This window comes from Parabacteroides johnsonii DSM 18315, assembly GCF_025151045.1.
Classification (GTDB): domain Bacteria; phylum Bacteroidota; class Bacteroidia; order Bacteroidales; family Tannerellaceae; genus Parabacteroides; species Parabacteroides johnsonii.
The window spans coordinates 3,519,749-3,537,303 of record NZ_CP102285.1 but is presented as its reverse complement, the minus strand read 5'-3'; the positions used below and the strand labels follow the sequence as shown (position 1 = coordinate 3,537,303).

At 47.7% G+C, this 17,555-nt stretch carries 12 protein-coding genes and 1 pseudogene; 6 read left to right on the top strand and 7 right to left on the bottom strand.

Features of this window, described 5'->3' with window-relative positions; genetic code table 11:
* Positions 1–135: 135 nt before the first annotated feature.
* From NQ564_RS14750 to NQ564_RS14740, 3 genes are all read right to left on the bottom strand, one after another.
* Positions 136–1,023: a DUF3108 domain-containing protein gene (locus tag NQ564_RS14750; protein ID WP_039847992.1), complete on the bottom strand. Its 888-nt coding sequence runs from the start codon at positions 1,021–1,023 to the stop codon at positions 136–138.
* Positions 962–2,878: an Ig-like domain-containing protein gene (locus tag NQ564_RS14745; RefSeq protein WP_039847991.1), complete on the bottom strand. Its 1,917-nt coding sequence runs from the start codon at positions 2,876–2,878 to the stop codon at positions 962–964. The genes NQ564_RS14750 and NQ564_RS14745 overlap by 62 nt, the downstream gene beginning before the upstream one ends.
* Positions 2,879–2,976: 98 nt before the next feature.
* Positions 2,977–4,260, bottom strand: coding sequence for a DUF2851 family protein (locus tag NQ564_RS14740; RefSeq protein WP_008146457.1), 1,284 nt, complete (start codon positions 4,258–4,260; stop codon positions 2,977–2,979).
* Positions 4,261–4,371: 111 nt separating this feature from the next.
* On the opposite strand from NQ564_RS14740, the gene dapB reads away from it, so the two are divergent.
* The 4 genes from dapB to NQ564_RS14720 are packed head-to-tail and all read left to right on the top strand — an operon-like array spanning position 4,372 to position 8,056.
* The gene (gene dapB / locus NQ564_RS14735) at positions 4,372–5,088 is read left to right on the top strand and encodes a 4-hydroxy-tetrahydrodipicolinate reductase (protein ID WP_008146456.1); all 717 of its coding nucleotides are present in this window, start codon (positions 4,372–4,374) and stop codon (positions 5,086–5,088) included.
* A gap of 16 nt (positions 5,089–5,104) precedes the next feature.
* A complete protein-coding gene (gene lepB / locus NQ564_RS14730; RefSeq protein ID WP_008146454.1) occupies positions 5,105–6,502 on the top strand; it encodes a signal peptidase I in 1,398 nt (465 codons plus the stop codon).
* A gap of 10 nt (positions 6,503–6,512) precedes the next feature.
* Positions 6,513–7,421: a signal peptidase I gene (gene lepB / locus NQ564_RS14725; protein WP_008146452.1), complete on the top strand. Its 909-nt coding sequence runs from the start codon at positions 6,513–6,515 to the stop codon at positions 7,419–7,421.
* Positions 7,421–8,056: a WbqC family protein gene (locus NQ564_RS14720; RefSeq protein WP_008146450.1), complete on the top strand. Its 636-nt coding sequence runs from the start codon at positions 7,421–7,423 to the stop codon at positions 8,054–8,056. The genes lepB (NQ564_RS14725) and NQ564_RS14720 overlap by 1 nt, the downstream gene beginning before the upstream one ends.
* 11 nt (positions 8,057–8,067) lie before the next feature.
* Here NQ564_RS14720 and NQ564_RS14715 read toward each other — a convergent pair whose 3' ends face one another.
* A complete protein-coding gene (locus NQ564_RS14715) occupies positions 8,068–9,585 on the bottom strand; it encodes a potassium/proton antiporter (protein ID WP_008156325.1) in 1,518 nt (505 codons plus the stop codon).
* 645 nt (positions 9,586–10,230) lie between these two features.
* Here NQ564_RS14715 and NQ564_RS14710 point away from each other — a divergent pair.
* The gene (locus tag NQ564_RS14710; protein ID WP_050771020.1) at positions 10,231–11,157 is read left to right on the top strand and encodes an IS1595 family transposase; all 927 of its coding nucleotides are present in this window, start codon (positions 10,231–10,233) and stop codon (positions 11,155–11,157) included.
* On the opposite strand, the pseudogene NQ564_RS14705 reads toward NQ564_RS14710, so the two are convergent.
* A pseudogene (locus NQ564_RS14705) lies at positions 11,065–11,694 on the bottom strand (phage integrase SAM-like domain and Arm DNA-binding domain-containing protein); the annotation flags it as partial. The gene NQ564_RS14710 and the pseudogene NQ564_RS14705 overlap by 93 nt on opposite strands.
* A gap of 400 nt (positions 11,695–12,094) precedes the next feature.
* Here NQ564_RS14705 and NQ564_RS14700 point away from each other — a divergent pair.
* Positions 12,095–14,752 carry a transglutaminase domain-containing protein gene (locus tag NQ564_RS14700; RefSeq protein ID WP_129650208.1) on the top strand — a complete coding sequence of 886 codons (2,658 nt, stop codon included), beginning with the start codon at positions 12,095–12,097 and terminating at the stop codon, positions 14,750–14,752.
* A gap of 93 nt (positions 14,753–14,845) precedes the next feature.
* Here NQ564_RS14700 and porN read toward each other — a convergent pair whose 3' ends face one another.
* Entirely contained in the window at positions 14,846–15,937 is a 1,092-nt protein-coding gene (gene porN, locus NQ564_RS14695; RefSeq protein ID WP_008146439.1) for a type IX secretion system ring subunit PorN/GldN, read from the bottom strand.
* A gap of 47 nt (positions 15,938–15,984) precedes the next feature.
* Entirely contained in the window at positions 15,985–17,553 is a 1,569-nt protein-coding gene (porM, locus tag NQ564_RS14690; protein ID WP_008146438.1) for a type IX secretion system motor protein PorM/GldM, read from the bottom strand.
* Between the last annotated feature and the right edge of the window lie 2 nt (positions 17,554–17,555).

The window sequence follows — 17,555 nt, the reverse complement described above, 5'->3', positions numbered from 1 at the left end:
TCTGGATGCAAAGATATATTATTCTTTCATAAATGTTTACAAGTAGTCGGAATAGAAAACTGGGTTATTTGGGAATTTCCGGAACTTATCGTCTTTCCTCTGCGAAGGACGTAGCATAAAAAAACAGGTTCAAACTTACCGTCTCCTGATCTCTACCCGCGAAGTGAGTGGATAGCGCAGCCCTTTGGAAGATTTGTAATAAACTTCGGCCGCGCCTATCTTCAGCTTGGCACGTATCTTGATCGGGATATGGTTCTCGTCGTCGCCGATCCAGATTTCGGCCGCCTCCTTACTTTGGGTAAAGGCATCGTCGTAGATGTCGATATAGAAATGTCGGGTTCTGTATTTCAGTGTCTCGTTCCGTTCTACGATCTGTTGTCCGGTGTAGCGGAAACTGATGTTGATGCGTTCACGCCCTATCGCCACTTGGAAAGGAAAGCTCTCGCCACTCTTCATCTTGTTCCAGTCCAGGGAGCGCAGATACATCGTTGCTCCCAGCATGTCGAACATATAAGGCTCTTCCGTCACGAGCGTCGTGTCGATTTTCGTACGAGTGGGCGTATAACGATGAGAATGAGCGAGTATCTTCTTTTGGTCATAGGAGAAGCGGATGTCGTCTATCAGATAATAGTCGTTTTCGTTTACCCGCTTCTCACTTCGTAGAAGTAGCATGTCGGGGGTGAAATGACAATCGATCGTATCCCGCATCTTATAGACTTTCTCGATAATGCCGGAGGTGCGGAAGATAAGCCGGTAATGGCAGGATGGCTCGCCCTCATATTCCGCATCACGGATGGAAAGGGTGGCGTGGCCTGCACGGGGCATTAAAAGGCCCCATTTGAAGTACAATTCATATTGCACTTCCTCGCCGGAGTTGAATCTGTGCCGGACCGGAATTTCCTGTGCCATCGCACATACGGCCGATAGCAACAATAAAAATACCAGCCATATACGGACGGTTTTAGAACGGCATTCCCATGTTACCGCTGCTATTATTCCTTGACGATGATTGTTGACTTTCATCCTTGTAGTTTCTTTTCTTCTTGGTTGCTTCCTTCGGCTTATTCTTCGTTATCTCAAGAGGCTTTTGCTTAGCCAGCGGGGTGGAGTTGACATTCCATGTCTCTTCGACCTGCCAGTTCTGCATGATCTCGTACATTTTGGGAGAATAATAAACCTCTTCGGGCTGTCGCTTTTCGGCATAATTACCAGTGTCCCACACTCCGTTGTCATTCGTGTCGATCACGATACGGGCATAATACTTATCAGGCTTCAAGTCCATGAAGAGTACTCCGCCGTCTTTTACTTTCGCTTTGCGGACAGGGGCGTCTCCAGTGCTGAGCAACTCGACGAAAGCAGTCGTGTCCACACCGTTGATATTGAGATAGAGGTGACCGTATTCGTCTTCCTTCTTGATCTTGAACTCGCCGGTAAAGAAATCGTTCCACTTTCCGTAAAGGCTGTGAATGGCGGCGGAATCTACTTCGATACGGTATTCTTCCCCATACTTCCACGGACGTCTGATAAAATAGTTCAGGCTGTTAGTCGAATCGGGGAAGAAGTCGAAATCGACCGTATTCCAAATGGTATCGATCTTCTGGTCGAGGAAGAACATATCTTTGTTGATATCCAATACCGGTTCGTTGAAGGTTACGGATATCGTATCGAACAGGTCCATCGAACCGGGAGCGTCTACCTGCATGCCTAAGAATACGATCGGATCGGGTTCGTCTTTCTTTTTTTTCTTTTTCTTTTCTGCCGGACGGCGACGTAATACCAGCTGGACCGTGTCGGTTTGCGGACGCAGGATATTCAGGGAGTCACTTTTCGGATAGGAGACCTGGACCTGCAGGGTGTCCTGTTTCCAGACGGTCGAATCGACAAGCCAGTAGTTGACGGCTGTACCGCCTTCTGTCTGCTGCACAAAATACCAAGAACTGTCTTCCGGAATAAAATTGATGGGGAGAGGTACCGGGACGGTGTCCAGCTTCGTGTTGAAACGCAGCGTAAAGTATTTTTCGTCCGGGCGTTCAGGCTTCACCATATACTGGCGTTCGAACTTTTCCTTGAACAGGCGGAGCTCGATGTTGTCCGGGAAGAACCGGGTATAACCGATCGTCCGGATCGTATCGATCGTTAGGCTGTCTTTCCAGGTCGTATCCTGCCGGGTCGTCAGTTCGAAGGAAGGGACGATGACAGAATCCAAGAAAGCGATATCCTCGCCCGGCTGGTCGAATTTATAGTCGCGGTTCACATCGTTCAAAGCGAAAATATGATAGGTTCCGGGAGCGATATTACGGATCGTGAACTGCCCTTTGTCATTTGTTCGGGAAGTACGGACGAACGGAAGTTTCACGAATGCGGAATCTTCCAGGTTGTTGTGCAGACCGATCGTAATGCCTGGCATTGGTTCGAGGTTCTCGGCATTCAGCAAGACTCCTGAAACTTCGAGTGTGTCGATTATGTCTCCGGTTGAAAAAGCAAAAGAGAAATTCTCGAACACGTTTTTCTCATTATTGTCGGAGATGGAATTGGTGAAGTCGATCGTATAGGTTGTGTTGGGTTTCAACGTGTCTTTCAGTTCGATTACCGCCTTCTTCCCGGCAGAGCGGATAACCGGTAGCTCCATTTGAGGCGGAGTGATAATCACGTTCTCCGAAGGTTTCTCGATCTGGATCAACTCGTCAAAGAGGATTTCGATCTTTTTGCCTGTATAATTAATTTGGTTCGGGATCGGTGTACTGCTTACGAATTTGGGAGGCGTCTCATCATAGGGTCCTCCGTTCGGACTGCCGATATTGGCGCACGAATAGATGACAGTCAACAACAGCATTCCATACAACAGGCGGAATGAATTACATATATATTTATTATCCATTTATGTCTATTTCAAATACATTTGACAAACACGCGCAAAAATAGGGAAAAATCCGGTGAAAATTAGTAGGATATCCTGCCATTAATCAATCTTTGCATTTAAATGGGCTTTTGTCCGATTGTCGTTTTCAACATCCTGAACCCGATCCTGCAATACAAACATTTCTTCTTTTCACAATATTCACGTTTTAATTGGATCAAAGCCTGGCTGTCACCTGCATGGCGGACGGCGATACCGGCGTTGCAGAAGGTGGAGACGATGGTGTTCTTTTCCGGGGGAATACTTTCTAAAAGGCGGGCGGCACGTTCACAATATTCAGGTTGTTTGTTATGTAGGCCGTAGGCAAAAAGCATCGGAACGACCGTGTTTATCAGCAGAATGTTCAGGGCGTTTTCACCTATGGTCTTTTCTTTCCGGGGAGAAGCGTATCGGAAATGATAATGTGTCTCCCAATAAACGGATGGAGGAATCCTGAAATACTTTTTGATCTCTCCGGTGCTCCCGGCTTCAAGAATGGCTGAGAACAAGGTGTCGTGCTGCACCCAGAGAGCAGCTAACTGTGCCACTTTCAGATACGGGAAGTTGACCGGTCGTGTCCGTAGGTTCTTAAACACGAAATCTTCCATCGGCGAAAGGCTGAACTTATGGCGTAGAAAATCGTATTCCCGTTGCAACAGGCGGTAGTAATGGTCGTCGTTCTCCTCCGCTAACATCCCTGCTTGTCCGAAAAGCATCGCTTCTATCTGCGAATGGCTGCTCCGTTGTTTTTGGATGCAACGGAGCGGCAAGCTCTTTGCCAGCCTTTCAAAAGCATCATTATTCACACCAAAGCCGAAGTTTCGAGTTAAAGTAATATAAAAGACCTCGTTCCAGTCTGCCTGATATGTATCCAAAAGGAAGAAAATGTCATGTGTTTTCCTTTCCAGTCGCTCACTCAGCAAAGCCTCCATCCAGCAGGCTATATGTAGAGGGGCGATCCCGGCTATATGATCGAGGCATGGAAGAACCGTTTCCCGGTAAAGCAACCAGTTTATGCTACGGCGGACATTTTCCGGAACGGTTAGGAGCATTTGTGGGATCGGATTCCCGTTCGTTCGGATAGGCTGGAAATCATTAAAGCCTGTAATATGGAGAATTACGCTGTCGTATGCTTTATCCGTATCATGATGATGGAGCAGCCAGTCGGAAGATTTATCATGAACTTCGACACTTCCTGCCCATAGTGTTCCGTCTATTTTGATCTTCGCATTGAAGAAATCGGGACCTGCATCCGTATTCTGCATTCCGGGATCGATTACCTGAACAGAGCGTCCATCTGTGGTTGCCAATGGGGTAGCCGTATAAAGTTTGTATTTCCAAACATAATGTAATAAACGTTCCATCTTTTTTCAGAGTTAAGATTTATGTCCCAAATCTAAGCATTATTCTTTATATTTGCAGCACGTTATCAGTTGAAAGTTGAAAGTTAAAAATTGAAAGTTAAATATATAAGTATGAAGATTGCACTTATCGGTTACGGAAAGATGGGAAAAACTATCGAGCAGATAGCACTTGGCAGAGGACATCAGATCGTGTCTGTCGTAGATATCAATAACCCCGAAGAAATACGCTCCGACAATTTCAAAAGTGCTGATGTCGCGATCGAGTTTACGACTCCGGCAACAGCATTCGACAATTATATGCAATGTTTTGCCGCAGGCGTTCCAGTTGTTTCCGGTACTACAGGCTGGCTTGACAAGATCGGACAAGTCAAAGAAATGTGCGAAAAAGAGGGAAAAACTTTTTTCTATGCCTCCAATTTCAGCATCGGTGTAAACATTTTCTTCGCCCTCAACAAATACCTGGCAAAGATTATGAACAGCTTCCCTGCTTACGATATCAAAATGATGGAAACCCATCATATCCATAAATTGGACGCTCCCAGCGGAACAGCCATCACATTGGCGGAAGGAATCATTGAAAATGTGGATCGCAAAGACCGCTGGACGTTGGAAACGGCTGAGAAAACAACCGATATTCCTATCCATGCCATTCGCGAGGGAGAAGTTCCGGGTATCCATGAAATTACATACGAGTCGGACGTCGACACGATCAGCATCAAGCACGATGCGAAGAGCCGTGCCGGATTTGCATTGGGTGCCGTTATTGCCGCTGAATTTACCGCCGGAAAGAAAGGTTTCCTTGGAATGGACGATATGCTTAAATTTTAATTAATAACAGAAACAAATGAAGAAGTTTTCTAAAAAACAATGGATTAAATTCAGCATAGCAGCCGTTCTCTACTTGCTTTTCACGCTTTGGATGCAGAATGCCTGGCTGTTGTTGGGCCTGATTGTCCTTGTCGATATTTTCCTGACCGGGTACATTCCCTGGGGAGCCTGGAAACGCACCAAGAATCCGCAGGTACGCAATGTGTTGGAATGGGTGGATGATATCCTGTTTGCACTGGTCGCCGTTTATTTCATCAATATCTTTATTTTCCAGAATTACCAGATTCCCAGTTCCTCTCTGGAGAAGTCCTTGTTAGTGGGCGACTATTTATTTGTCAGTAAGCTCAGCTACGGACCGCGTGTACCGAATACGCCGGTTGCCTTCCCGCTGGTACAAAACACATTGCCGTTTTTCAACTGCAAGTCTTATCTGGACTGGCCGGAGTGGGACTATAAACGGGTGAAAGGTTTCGGGCATGTGAAGCGGAATGATATTGTCGTGTTCAACTTTCCTGCAGGCGATACGGTTGCATTGAAGGTTCAAAACCCGGATTATTATCACTTGATAGAACAATACGGGCGGGAAGCTATCCAGTTGAATAAAGCGGATTTCGGTGATGTGATCTATCGGCCTGTCGACAAACGCGAGAATTATGTCAAACGGTGTATTGGTATGCCGGGCGACACGATCGAGATTCGTGACAACCAGGTCTACATCGATGGTGTTGCTGCCAAGAATCCTGAAAAAATGCAGCTTAACTATTTCGTCGAGACGGACGGTTCCATGTTGAGTGAAGAGCAGTTCCGTTTGCTGGATGTCAGCAAAGCCGACCGTGTATTGATCGACGGAAGCTATAATTCCAAATATATGTCCATGTTGGGCATCCAGCCGAATGGCAATGGCCAGTATAATCCAGTTTACCATTTTCCGCTGACTCAAAAGACATTGGAGATTGCTAAAAAACTTCCGGTCGTGAAGCGTGTGGTTCTCGAACCGGACCCTATGGGAGCCGATTCTTATTATCCGGTAGATTACCAAACCGGATGGAGCCGCGACAATTACGGACCGCTATGGATTCCGAAGAAGGGGGCTACGATCCCGTTGACGGAACGTAATATCGCTCTTTATAAACGCTGTATCGTCAACTACGAACATAATAAGCTGGAAGTAAAGGATGGTAAGGTCTATATCAACGGCAAGCCGGAAACGACCTATACGTTTAAATACGATTATTACTGGATGATGGGTGATAACCGCCACAACAGTGCCGACAGCCGTTCCTGGGGCTTCGTGCCGGAAGACCATATCGTAGGCAAGCCGATCATGATCTGGCTGTCACTGGATAAGGATCGTAGCTTGTTCGACGGCGGTATTCGTTGGAACCGTATGTTCCGCTGGGTACATCCTGACTAAGCAAGTTGCTATGGGGGAAAAGGTGAATGATAACATAAACGGGACGGGCGACTATAAGGCGGGAGACCGTGAAGGTCGCCCCTACTATATAGGCTGGGTGATAACGGTCGTTATTGCCTTTCTCGTTGTTATACCTGTTCGCCGTTTCTGTATCGAATCTTACCGGATATCGACGAATGCGATGGAAGAGGCGTTGCATCAGGGCGATTATATCCTGGTAAATAAATTGCCGATTGAAGGAAACCCGGGGCGGAACAAGGTTGTGCTGTTTACCAGCCCTCTTCTGAAAGATACGGTGAGCAATCCATTGTTCTTGAGCCGTTGCATCGGTATGCCTGGAGACACTATCCTGGTGAGTGGCGACGGGTACGAGGTGAACGGGAAACTGCTGCCTCACTCTCCTCGTGCGCTTAATACCTGTTTCATTACCCAGAAGAGTGCTGCTGATTTCCTGAAAGCTTTGCAAAAGCTGAATATTCCGGTGCGAGACTGGAAGAGCGAGACGTTCGGTTTTTCTTTTTCCCTGACGACCTTCGAAGAATATCAATTGCGTGAAGAGCTGACGGAAGAGATGAACATTCATTTTATCCGGAATCAGGCAGTTCCGTACAAGCTGGTCGTTCCCCGTAAAGGCCGGGCCTATCGTCTGGATGAAGCTGCCCTTACCGCCTGTAAGGAGGCAATATTGGCCGAGGCCGGAGAAAAGGCCGTTTTTCGTGATGGAAAGCTATATTTAGACGGAAGAGAAACTACTTTTTTCTTTTTCGGGCAGGATTATTACTGGATGCTCTCCGATAATGTAAACGAATCGGTCGATTCCCGCCATTTAGGCTTTATCCCGCATGACCATATCATCGGGAATGCCTGGCTCTGCTGGTTCAGCCGTGACAAACAACGAATCTTTAAACCCGTAAACTGATGCAATCTGTCTATATTTCAACAACCTATCTGGGCCCCGTCCAGCAATATTGCAAACTGTTCCAATATCCGGAAATACATCTCGAAACAGCCGAAAACTACCTGAAGCAAACCTTCCGGAACCGTTGTACCATTGCTGCCGCCAACGGTCCGTTAGCCTTGTCCGTCCCTATCGTGAAACCGGATACATTGAAGTGCCCGACCAAGGACATCCGTATCTCCGATCACGGGAACTGGCGTCACCTGCATTGGAACGCTTTGGTTTCGGCTTATAATATGAGTCCGTTTTTCGAATATTACGAAGAGGATTTCGCTCCTTTTTACGAGAAGAAGTATGAGTTCCTATTCGATTACAATGAGGAACTGCGCCAGTTGATCTGCCGTCTGCTCGACCTGCACCCGAATGTCATCTATACGGAAGAGTACCAGCCTGAAGTGCCGAATGATTTCCGAGAAATCATCCGTCCTAAACATGAAGGAGAAGATCCGTCCTTCTCTCCGAAACCCTATTACCAGGTTTTTCAGGACAAGCACGGATTCCTTCCGAATATGAGTATTGTGGATTTACTGTTTAATATGGGACCGGAAGGGCTGCTGGTGTTGCGTGATTCCATTGTGGCACCGGAACAGCCCTAATAGAGGTTATGTCAGTTCTTTTTCATCGTATAATCCTTCACTCCTAACGAATCGTATGCCTGTAGCAGGGCCTCGTCGTTATCGGAAATCATCAGGAGTTTGTCGTTTTCTTTCAGTTCCGTATTGCCTTTCGGAATGAAGTAATGTCCGTCGCGTTTCACCATAACCGCAAGGGTATGGTCGGGCAAGGTGAGTTGCATCAGCTTGTTTCCATGAGAAAGAACAGCCGGGGTGATATCTATCTCACTCATGGCACTCTTGATATCTTCCGGCAATTCGATGCCGAAGACGTCTTTCCGTTCCGGGCTGTCGATGAGGCCAAGCCATTTGGCCGCCTGCGTTACGGTCGTCCCCTGTATCAGGAGGGAAAGAATCGTAATGAAAAACACGATATTGAAGATCATACCTCCATGATCGACCCCGGCGATCCAGGGATAAGTGGCGAAGATGATCGGTACCGCTCCACGAAGTCCCACCCACGAGATATACAGTTTCCCTTTTGTCGTGAAACTTTTAAACGGGAGCAAACAAAGAAAGATCGTAACAGGGCGGGCTATCAGTATCATAAATACCCCTACCAACAGGCCTACCGGAGCGACAGGCAGCAACTCGTGCGGGTTCACCAACAGACCTAACGTAAGGAACATAACGATCTGCCACAGCCAGGCAAAACCGTCGAAGAAAGTTCCCATGCTCTTCTTATGTACAATCTTGGCGTTCCCCACGACCAGACCGGCAATATACACGGCCAAATAACCGTTCCCTTTGCATAAAGTGGTCGCCGAGAAAGTGAAGAAAGCAGTCGTCAACAATAGGATCGGATATAAAGACTCGTTGTCCATATTGATCTTGTTGATCATCAGAACCGCCAGCTTTCCCAACAGGAAACCGGCTATCGCACCGACAGACAGCTGGACGAGCAATTGCAAGACAGCTTCCTGTAAGTTCATACCTCCGACCTGTATATAAGCGATAATGAGCAAGGTAAGCATATACGCCATCGGGTCGTTGCTACCGCTCTCCAATTCCAACGTCGGGCGCAAGCGTTGTTTCAGATAAACGCCTTTGCTCCTAAGGATGGAAAAGACGGAGGCTGAGTCTGTAGACGACATTACCGCCGCCATCAACATCGATTCCGCTATCGTAAGGGTTTCGTAACCGGTGGACCATAAGAACACATAATAAATAAATCCCCCCGTTATAAGAGTCGTCAGCAAGACGCCTACCGTTGCGAGTATGACACCCTCTTTCGCGATCGGCTTGATCTCGGACACCTTCGTATCCATACCACCTGAAAATAGTATGATACTTAATGCCAGCATACCTATGAACTGTGCCGCGCTGGGATTACTGAACTGAATACCCAAGCCGTCGCTACCAAACAGCATTCCGACGCCTAAAAAGAGAAGCAAGGCGGGAAGGCCGAAACGGAAACCGGCTTTGCCGGCAATAATACTGAAGAAAAAGATTGTGGAGGCAACCAGTAAGATTACTTCCGGATTTTCGAAAATATGTAAGTCTTGAAACATAAGTTGATAACAGTTTACTATCATTAGCTACTTCAAAGTAACGAAAAAATAGTGAGAAGTACAATAACTTACCATATAAAAGAGCAAGAAGTGTGTATTTATTTGTGTAGATAAAAATGAAAAGATGATTTTCTCCTTATAAATTCTTAAATCGGTGCCAGCAATTATATAATCAGCGGCAGTGATTATGTAATCGCAGGCACTGATTATATAATCACTGCCGCTGGTTTAAGAATTTGTGACAGGGTAATTGAGAATGGATCGTGTCTCTGTCTCTTTTCTATGGAGAATAGAGATTATTCGTTATATTTGTTGTAATCAGGTAGGTTTTATTTGACTATCAACAGATTGGATAAAACTCGCACGAGAACGGGCAATGGATAAGAAAAAGCCGGACTGTTCCGAACCGCCATATTTCTCATGCTTTCAAATAACTCTTTATCTCACTTGCAAAGATAACACCTTTTTTCTGAAAAAACAGCAAAACAAGTCACAATCAGTCTGGATACATAATCACGAGTCATGACTAAACCTTTAAAATAACAACCTGTTCAATAACTTTATTTTGATACGCTCAAAATATTACTGATTCTCCGCAAACACACCTAATATTTTTAGTATATTAGCGCTCAAAAAGCAGGGATTATGAACATATTCAGTTTTACGGCTCATTTCGGTTCGGAGGAAGATTGTCGTTTGCATTTCAAGGAGCAGCGTGATAAGGAAGGGGTTGTCTGCAAGCGATGCGGGGGCACTTCCCATTATTGGTTACAGGGTAAATGGAGTTATGAATGCAAAGGTTGCCGTTTCCGCACCTCGTTGCGCAGCGGTACGAACATGGAGAGCTCCAAGCTGCCGTTTCTGGTGTGGTACAAAACGATGTTCCTGATGAGTTGCACAAAAAAGGGATTCTCCACCAACGAACTCCAGAAGCAATTAGGATTGAAGCGTTACGAACCGGTATGGGCGATGGTACACAAACTCCGCAGGGCGATGGGCAACCGGGATGCAAGGTATACACTGGAAGGGATGATAGAACTGGATGAGGGTTACTTTTCGGTGGCCAGTAAGGAAATCGAGCGAGGCAAGGGTACACGTGGCCGGGGAGCCGAGGGAAAGCAGAACGTTGCGGTGATGGCCGAAAGCACCCCGTTGGAAGATATCGAAACGGGCAAAAAGGAGAAGCATGTGCGTTATTTCAAGGCCAGGGTACTGGATAGCCATCAAAGTGAAGGAATCAACGGCGTGGTCAGGGACTGCATGGAGGATGATGCCATCGTATTTTCGGACAAAAGCACTTCTTACGTTGACATCTCCGATCTGGTGGAATTGCACGTCACCGAGAAATCAGACGCCAAAACCACCAAGGAAACACTCAAATGGGTGCATATCGCAATCAGTAATGCAAAACGGACATTGCTGGGCAACTACCATAAAATCAAAAGGAAATACTTACAGTTGTATCTCAACGAGTTTATTTACAAACGGATTTGCCGTAATTATACCGTCGGCGATTGCTTCGCCGACTACCGTCTTCAACCGGACGGAATGATTGACAATAGTAGACTGTGAGAGATTGCATTCTGTACGTAAATACAACACATATTTCTCGATAAATGAACGGTCCAGAGCGGTAAACGGAAGGTCTGTTACCTTATATTGCATTTGTAAAAAGACGGCAACATGATTGTAGGAATTACGATAAGCATATAAAGTTTTTTCTGTTCGGTTAACACCTACACGCTTCTCAAAATTCCTCATGAAGTATCTGTAATAGCTCAACAAGGTTTCCTGACCTGAAGCCATGCCCAAAAGCTGGTGCTTCACTTCCTCCGCAGTCACATCTTCACGGACTGCGGACATTTCCGCATAAATGCCGAGAGCTGTCGCTCGGATTTCATCAAGCTTGCTGTTGATTTCCCTGGCCGCAACACTCTTTCCACACGCCCGTCCGGATGACCATAATGATTGTGGCACACGCAGCTTTACACTGAAAGCCGTTTCAGAGTGTTTGCCGACAATGAGCCGTGCCATCACTGGGCAGTTCCCACTGGCATCCGCCTCGCTCTTTTTAAGGTAGAACGAAACCTTCACATCTTTCTGATTCATAACCTGTTCCATTGTTTGCAAAATTAATGGAGACAGAGTTGATCATCGGCATGTTAAATATCGTCAGACATCGACAAAGCTATCATCATTGACTTACAGAACCTATATTTTTCATATTTCAAAAAAAATAAGTACCTTCATTAAGCCAAAATGATGAAACTGCGTTCTTTACGGTCGGAACAGGAAGGATTTTCAAACAATTCCATGCAACAGGAATGGGCAACGGATAGGTAGCAATTTTTCTGCTTAACTATTCAAAAAACGGCTTCAAAGCACACTTTTACGAATGTAGAATAATGCTACATAAATCCCTGAAAACCCAATAGTTTACATTATTCTTCTTAAATCCATCCGAAATCGGGCGAGTTTCATTATATTTGTGGGAAATAATAATGATATCATGAGCAGAACTAATCTATTCTTATTATTGCTGGTTTTCCTTGCGGGAACTTCATGCAATAAGCAGCAGCATTTCATTTCGGACGATGCGTTTCGTGCCGAAGTTGAAAAAGATTTCCAGGCAAAGCAGGCTGCTCTGCCGAACGGGAATCTTTTTTCCGTCTTCAACCAGCAGATGACACCGGACGAAAAAGAGGCGCTTACTTTCTTGTATGCCTATATGCCGATCGGGGATATTACGGATTACGACGGGCAACTGTATCTCGACAATATCCGCAGCTCGTTTCGTGCACGGGTGGAAATGCCCTGGGGAGACAGCATACCGGAAGATATCTTCCGCCATTTCGTACTTCCCGTGCGAGTCAACAACGAGAATCTGGACGAGAGCCGCATGGTCTTTTATGAAGAACTGAAAGATCGGGTGAAAGACTTGTCCTTGTATGACGCCGTGTTGGAGGTGAACCATTGGTGTCATGAGAAAGTGATCTATACACCGTCAGATGCCCGGACGAGTTCGCCGTTGGCATCTGTGAAGACCGCTTACGGGCGTTGTGGAGAAGAGTCGACGTTTACCGTAGCTGCCCTTCGTTCGGTCGGTATACCTGCCCGCCAGGTCTATACGCCGCGTTGGGCGCATACCGACGATAACCATGCCTGGGTGGAAGCCTGGGTAAACGGTAAATGGTATTTTCTCGGAGCCTGCGAACCGGAACCGGTCCTCAATTTGGGATGGTTCAACGGACCGGCTTACCGTGGTATGCTGATGCACACGAAAGTATTCGGCAAATACAACGGACCGGAAGAAGTCATGGATGTAACCGACGGTTACACCGAGATCAACGTAATCGACAATTATGCCCCGACAGCCAAAGCGACGATCACCGTTGTGGATGAAAATGGCCGACCGGCTGCCGGAGCCGATGTTGAATTCAAAATATACAACTATGCCGAGTTCTATTCCGTAGCCAATAAGAAAGCGGATGCCGAAGGGAAAGCTTTCCTTTCGGCCGGTAAAGGCGATATGCTGGTATGGGCGACCAAGGATGGCAAGTTCGGATATAGCAAGGTGTCGTTCGGCAAAGATAATAATGTGACGATTACGCTTGACAAGAAGCCGGGCAACATCGAAACCGTCACGCTCGACGTCATTCCTCCGGTAGACGGCTCCATTGCTGCCTGCGTGACAGACGAACAGAAAGAGGCCAACGCCAAGCGTCTGCACGAAGAAGATGTGATCCGCACTAAATATGTGGGTACTTTCTATACGGAAGAGAAAGCGGAAGCACTTGCCAAAGAATTAGGTATCGACCCGCTGAAAACAGCCGATGTCATGATCGGTAGCCGGGGTAACTGGCGTGAGATCGAGAAGTTCCTTCGTGATACGCCCTCCGACAAGCGCCCGATGGCGATGGATTTGCTGAATGTCATCTCCGCCAAGGACTTGCGTGATACGCCGGCTTCCGTATTGGCGGACCATCTGAACAATGCCCAGGCGGTACAAAGCTCCCTGTTCACCGAATATATCCTCAATCCGCGTGTGGCAAACGAGTTCCTGACACCGTACAGGAAGTTCTTCGCCGCTAACGTCGATCCGATGTTGGTGAAGAAGGCCAAAGCTGATCCGCAATTAATTGTAGACTGGGTGAAGGAAAATATCAGTATCAATGACAGCCTGAATCCGCAACGCATTCCGATTATGCCGATGGGCGTATGGAAATCGCGCGTGGCCGACAAAGGTTCCCGCAACATATTCTTCGTTGCCGTATGTCGTAGCATCGGTATTCCGGCACGTATCGAACCGGTAGCAGGAAAAGTGCAATATGCGAAAGGCCTGAACTGGGTGGATGTGGATTTCGAAGCCGCCGAGCAGACGATTGCCAAGCAAGGCAAGGTCGTCGCTTCTTACCAGCCGATCAAAGCATTGCAGGACCCGAAGTATTACAGCCATTTCACAATTGCGAAAGTGTTGCCGACCGGCAAGTTGCAGACACTTAACTTCGAATCGGGCGATGTGGATATGGGGGGCGGCGACACTTGGAGCGCCTTGTTGAAAAAGCCGCTTTCTATGGATGAGGGCCATTATATGCTGGTAACCGGAACGCGTATGGCGAATGGTAGCGTATTGGCCGAAATATCCTTCTTCAACGTTGAACCGGGTAAGACAAGCAATATCAAACTGGAGATGCGTGAGAGTCAGGATGATGTACAGGTCATCGGCAACTTCAACTCCGAAAACAAGTTCAAACGGGCCGACAATGGCGAGGAAACGAGTCTGTTAGCGACTACCGGCCGTGGCTATTATATCGTCGCTGTCCTCGGAGCCCGCCAGGAACCGACCAACCACGCCATGCGTGACATTGCTGCCGTAAAGAAGGAGCTCGAAGAATGGGGCCGTGGCATGGTCTTGCTGTTCCCCGATGAAAAGGGTTTTCAGAACTTCGACCCGAAAGAGTTCGGAGAGTTGCCAAGTACCATCACATACGGTATAGATATCGACAAGACGATTCAGAAGGAGATCGCCGCAGCCATGAAGTTGCAGAATGCCAACACACTGCCTATCTTCATTATCGCCGACACTTTCAACCGCGTAGTATTCGTTTCACAAGGCTACACGATCGGCTTGGGAGACCAGTTGATGAAGGTGATACATAAGTTGTAATCTCTTCTAAAGAAAAAGAGTGTGTGTCAAAACCGCCTCGTTCTCGCGCTTGACACACACTCTTTTTAATATATAGTAAATTTTAAAAAGCGATTACCGACGGCGGCGTACGCTGCGGACCGGAGCGCTTTTCTGGGCTTTCGGAGCTTTGACTTTGACCTCCTTTTGTTTACTCTCTTTGGCGGCTTCCGTCTTTTTGCCACGGGCGGAGACAGTTGCACTTTTGGTTTTCTTGCCTTTTGTGTCAGCAGCCAACTGAGCTGTATCCGGTTGCAGATAGAGGGACTTCTCGAAGGTGATCAATTGATTCTCGATACGTTCCTGCTCGCGTTTCATCGAATCGGGTGTCGGGCAGTAGGCTTGCAGAGGCTGATTCATCAGGTTCTGCGTCTTGAAGATATCGCCCTGGAACATCCGGCGACGGAAATAATCGTCGAGCGTGAAAGTCATGGCGTTGTTGATGTTGGACGTCATGATATAGGCCGTATTGATATAGGGCCGCAGGTTTTCATAAGGAATCCAGAACATCGGCATGGTGTTCTGTCCCATATCGTCCACGATCGTCAGGATCGGGCAGATCGCGAGTGTCTTGACATCGAATACGGAGTTGTTCTGGTCGAAATACCAGGCTTCTTTTATATAATAGGAGCGGACATCACCGGAAGGAATATCGCTTTCATTTACGACGAAACTGGCGGGTTCGTTGTCTTTGCCTGGCGTCTCTTCATAGAAGATGCGGCAACGGTCCAGCATGACTTTCAGGTCGAGCTTGCGGTTGTCGCTGAAATCCTCGTAACCGTCCAGGTATTCATAGGCGGACAGCTTACCCTCGCATACCAACTGGAAGATGATCGAAAACAGATTCATCTGTCCGTTCATCGGTTGGGTGGGATAGTATAGAGGAGCATTCTGCTCTTTCGTGAGATCGATCTGGCGATAGATGACACGCATCCAGCGGGCGTTGCCGATATTCTGCGTCATCCGTTCGTTCATATCCTGTGCACGGACGGTCAGTTCGGGCATACCGCTCTCTTTCTTATCTTCTTCACGGGCGCCACGGCTCGATACGGGGCCACGGCGTCTCTGCTGTTGTTGCTGGGCGTTACCGGCCTCTTCCTGCGCCTGCATGGGGACGGAGGCGAACAGGGCAATGGCGAGGGTTGCTATGTAATATAAACGTTTCATATATCTTTATACATTACGGGGCGAGCAAACCTCGCCCCTACGTTATGTTAATTGACGATTACTTCGACGGTCGGAATGATACGTTCCTTGTTGTCCGGTCCTAATACCTTCACATGGGTAATGTAGAAGCGTTTGCCTCTTGCCAGGCGGCGGATATAATCTTTCTGACGCTGTGAGAACTGGTTGCCTTGCGTGACTTCCGGAATGATGTTGCCCATCGAATCGTAGAAAGTCAACTCGAAACTCAACACCTTGAACGGCACGTTCAGCAAGTCGTCGTCGATAGCCGCCTGGATACCGTCGGCTTCCACCAAATTCCGTTTGGAGAACTGGCCACCACGGAACTTGCGCATATTGCCGTTCTGGTCCTTATATTCGATAAAAGGCATCGGATCAGGCAGGGCGCGTACGCGGAAAGTCGTTTTCGCCATCTCGACGCTGCGGCCATCCGCCATTTTAGCATGGACGGAAACGATGGCATCTGTTCCGACCGTTGTCGGACGGGCTTCCCATTGGTCTCCTTTGCGGATCAATGTCCCGTTTGTCATGGTCGCCGTCACATTACCGCTCGGTACGCCCGGCACGGCAATACGGATCGGGTTGGCGATTCCGGCATACAACACATTCATCAGCATCGGCGCTACCGTCGCACTCGGTTCCGTCACGAAATATTCGCTTTCGAACTCGCGGCGCATCACGCTGCCGTCACTACCCGGCATTTCGATATATCCTTTGACCGGATAAGTGCCAGGAGTACCGGCGACAGCCGTAAACATGCCGTTTGCATCATAAGGCAGTTCCTTTCCGTTCACATAGACGGTCGGGCGTTTCGTCGAGTCGACAGCCGATAAGACGATATTGGCCTTGTACTGACTGCCACGCATGACGATCTGGCTTTCCGGGATTACCTGTGCCGTGATCTGGTTCACACGATAGTCGCGCATGTCGACGCTGCTCAGCAGGTTCGACAACACTTCACCTTCGGCATAGCGGATATCGCTTTGCAATTTCGTCAGCAAGGTGACAGCCGCCGCCACCGGCATATTCTCGAACAAAGCCTCTTCCCAAGTGCGGGTATTGATACCAGCCTTGTGAGGCGGTGTCGTCGACAGGCTGGCTTCGATGATGCGCGTCTTGGCAGAGTCTTCCACCATCTCGCCCATCAGTGTCCGGTATTTTTCGATGCTCTGGCGCAATTTTTTGCCTTCACCCGAAACGGGAGACAACATCACGCGGGAAGCCGCTTCGAGGTCGTCCTTATGATCGATATTATTGACATCGGCATCCTTACCGTCGGCAATCTGTGCAATACGCACTTTCAGATCCTGCACATAATTGTACAGACTGTCGGAAGCCTGCTTCACCTTTGTCCCCTTTTCGTACCATTCACGTACTTTTTCGGGATTTGTCTGATAATAAGCCTTCAGTTCCTCCGTGACGATCTCATTACGGGTCGAGGTATTATCGATAGAAGTACGCAAGCTGCCTTCCACCAGTTCGAAACCGTCAAGTACCTCCGACGACACGTTGAGTGCCATCATAGCGATGAACACCAGATACATCAGGTTGATCATCTTCTGACGGGGCGAATTGGGATTATTTGCTATTCCTGCCATAT